The 3,474-nt window shown below is 75.4% G+C and carries 2 protein-coding genes; one reads left to right on the top strand and one right to left on the bottom strand.

Features of this window, described 5'->3' with window-relative positions:
- The first annotated feature begins 481 nt into the window (after nucleotides 1–481).
- Entirely contained in the window at nucleotides 482–2,128 is a 1,647-nt protein-coding gene (locus ICW40_RS16480) for an HNH endonuclease signature motif containing protein (protein WP_221655100.1), read from the top strand.
- Between the two features lie 7 nt (nucleotides 2,129–2,135).
- Here the strand turns inward: ICW40_RS16480 and ICW40_RS16475 are convergent.
- Nucleotides 2,136–3,474 (bottom strand): thiamine pyrophosphate-dependent enzyme (locus ICW40_RS16475; protein ID WP_260459345.1); only part of this gene is annotated, 1,339 nt, incomplete at its 5' end.

Genomic DNA, 3,474 nt, shown 5'->3' with positions numbered 1-3,474 from the left:
GGGCGGCGCTGCGTGGGGCGCGGCCGGGAGCGGCTGGGTCGACGCGGCGGGCGCGCGGAACGGGTCGAGCGGCGCGGTCGGCCGGTCGTCCGCGGGTCGCGGGCCCTCGGCGTGCGGAGGGACGGGCGGGGGCGTCTGGTTGTCGGGCGCGGTGCTCATGGGTGGACCTCCTGTGTCGTCGTCCCATGACACCGCGGCAGCCTTCGACGGCGCTGGACTGCACCTGGGAGTTCCCTGGGAACTCGCGTCGTCGTCCCGTCGCCCCGCTCGGCGTGCAGCTCACGAGAGCTCGCGCCCCAGGCGGCGTCGCCTGACCGGCGTCGGCCGACGGCTCACGATCGGCGCTCCGCCGTGCACAGGCGGCGCGTCGATGCAGGCGTCCACAGCCCGGGGGGGGGACCCTCATCAGTCGTGTCGGAGGGCGTTCGTACACTAGTTCCAACCCGGACGGACCGGTGCAGACCAGGCGAGGGGCGATCTCGTGCGCGACGCGGGGCAGGCGGTGGAGGGCGTCGAGGCGCTCGATGACGTCCTGGCCGAGCTGCGCCGCCTGGCTTCGCGGCTCGTCGCGATGCCGCTCGCCGACCTCGACGGTCCCGAGGCCGCCGCAGCGCGGCAGGTGCTGCGCGTGGTCGGTGACCAGCTCCAGCTTGCATCGGCGACCTTGCTGGCCACGGTCGAGCAGGACGGTCGCTGGGCCGTCGGCGGCGCCGATCGGACGGCTGCCGGCTGGGCCGCGCGCCGTGAGGGCATCGCCTACGGCGAGGCGACCCGTCAGCTCCGCCTGGGGCAGGCCATCGGCGGCCTGCCCGTCGCACGGGCCGCGATCGTCAGCGGTGACATCACGCGGGGTCATGTCGACGCCCTGGCCGAGGTCGTCACGTCCGAGGCGCGGCGCGCGGCGCTGACCGGGGATGCAGCCGACCGCAACGAGGCCTTCCTGGTCGAGCAGGCCAAGACGCTAGGAGTCGACCAGTTCCGCAAGGTCGTCAAGCGCTGGGCGATCGCCGTGGACGAGCCGACCGCAGAGCGCGAGCACACGGACGCCGTCGTCAAGGAGTCGTTGTCCTTCGCCCGCCGCCGGGACGGGGTCGCCTTCACGGGGTTCCTCACGCACGAGAACGGCGAGCTCCTCACGACCGCGGTGCGCGCGGTCGCGGGTGTCCCGGGCAAGGACGACGTCCGGTCGCTCGAGCAGCGCCAGGCCGCCGCGCTGGTGGGGGTGGCGAGGCTCGTGCTCGACAAAGGCCTCTCGGCCAAGGGCGCGCAGATCCGGCCGCACCTCAACGTCCTGGTGCCGTACGAGACGTTCGAACGCCTCGCGTCGAGGTCTGCGGGCGCCGACGTCGCGCCGGCCTCCCACGACAAGGCCCTGGTCCCACCGGCCGAGCTCATGTCCGGCGAGCCCCTGCCTCCCTCGGTGCTGGCGCGAATCGCGTGCGACAGCGAGGTGACCCGCATCGTCTTCGGTCCCGACAGCCAGGTGCTCGACGTCGGCCGCGCCGAGCGGACCTACACCAAGCAGCTGCGCCGTGGCGTGCTCGCCCGCGACCGCCACTGCCAGTACCCCGGCTGCACCGCACCGCCCACCCTGGGCGAGGTGCACCACATCCGCTGGTGGGACCACGGCGGAGACACCTCGGTGGGCAACGGCATCCTCGTGTGCTGGTACCACCACGGCGAGGTCCACAAGCAGAACCTCCAGATCACCCGGGTTCCCCACGGGTTCCAGTTCGCTCGCCGGGACGGCAGACCCCTCGCGCCGCCGGGCTACGGCCCGGCGAGCTCGTCGCAGTCGGGAGCCACGCCGCACAGTCATGGCGTGGCCGCCTCGACGCGCGCGGCGACGGCACCGCCGAGCGAGCAGGAGCGCAGGCCAGCGCCTGAACAACGACGCGTGCCGGCGCGTGAGCGGCGAGGCGGGGCCTCAGCCACGCGTCGACCCGGAGCACCGAGCGACCGAGGAGGTGGTTCGCCGAGCGAGCAGGAGGGCGGGCCGCCGGGCGAGCGAAGTGACTGGCCGCTCGAGGGCGAGGTGGAGGACCTCGAGCGGAGTGGCTGGCCGCTCGAGGGCGAGGTGGAGGACCTCATCCTCGGAGCGGAGGACCCGAACCTCGGCGCCGCATGAGCGTGCGTCAGCGGCCGCGCGTCACCGTCAACGCGGCTTCGTGGACGGCGCGGGCGATCTCGTCGCCCAGCGACCGTCGGCCGGAGCGGTCGACGACCACCTCGACGACCTCGATCCTGCCACCCAGGCGAGGGCCGGCGGCGAGTGCACGGCGCAGGGCGTCCGCGTCGTCGACGCGCACGTGCTGGACGCCGTACCCCGCGCAGATCGCCGCGAGGTCCGCCCCGTGCGGCGTCGCGAAGACGCGCTCGAACGCGCGGGCGTGCTCGGGCGCCCCGTGCTCGAGCGACGCGAAGATCGAGCCGCCGTCGTCGTTCGCGACGACCACCTGCAGGTCGGGCCGCCGCTCGAGCGGGCCCACGAGCAGACCGCCGACGTCGTGCAGGAAGGTCAGGTCGCCCACGTACGCACGGACGGGGCGCGCGAGCCCGATCGCGACGCCCGACGCGGTCGAGATCGTCCCGTCGATGCCGGCGAGGCCCCGGTTGGCGAGCACGAGCGGCGGCTCCGACCAGTCCGCCACGAGGTCGAGGTCTCGGATCGGGTTGCTCGACCCGACGACCAGGACCGGGAGCGGCGCGTCCCCGCCGGCCGCGCGGACCCCAACTGCGCCGGTCTCAGCGTCGCCAGCCTCAGGCGCCCTTGCCTCAGCTCCGCGGGCCTCACGCATCAAGGCCTCACCCGCCTGGGCCTCAGGCATGCAGGCCTCGGCCACGAGCGCGGCTACCCCCGGTCCCGTGAGCGGGCCTGGTCGCCCGAGCACCTCGGCGATCGCCGACGCCGCCGCGGCACCTGCCCGCTGCCACCGGTCGAGCCACGACGCTCCCGCTGCAGAGGCGTCCCGGAGGCCGCCGGCCAGCAGGAGCGGCGGGACCTCGGTGGCGACCTGGTCGGCGGCACGCGCGGCATCGGGCCAGCGCGCGCCCTCGGGCGCGACGACGAGCGTCTCGACGTCGGCCCTCGCGAGCAGCTGCTGCACGGGTCGCGACAGGGTGGGCCGCCCCAGCACGACGACCCGTTGGACGGCACCGCCCAGCTCGGGCTCGCCGAGGAGGAGGCGGTAGGCCGGGATCGCATGCGTCCCACCGCGGGCACCCGACGACGGCTCGGCGAGCAGCGGCCAGTCGTTCGCCTCGGCGACACGGCGCGCGTCAGCCCCGGCACCGTCTCCGGCGACGACGACCGTGCGCACGCCGTCGGGACGCGCCTGCGGGACGGGCGCCGCCGTGAGCGGCGCCCGCGAGGGCGCGGGCGCCCCTGCGGGCGAGACGCCGAGCGCCCCGCGGCGAAGCACCTCGGTGAGCCCCTCGGTCGACGGGGTGGGCCACGGCGCGCCGTCGGGCACG

It is taken from the genome of Actinotalea ferrariae (assembly GCF_019733465.1).
GTDB lineage: Bacteria > Actinomycetota > Actinomycetes > Actinomycetales > Cellulomonadaceae > Actinotalea > Actinotalea ferrariae_A.
This window is presented reverse-complemented; position numbering and strand designations above follow the sequence as displayed.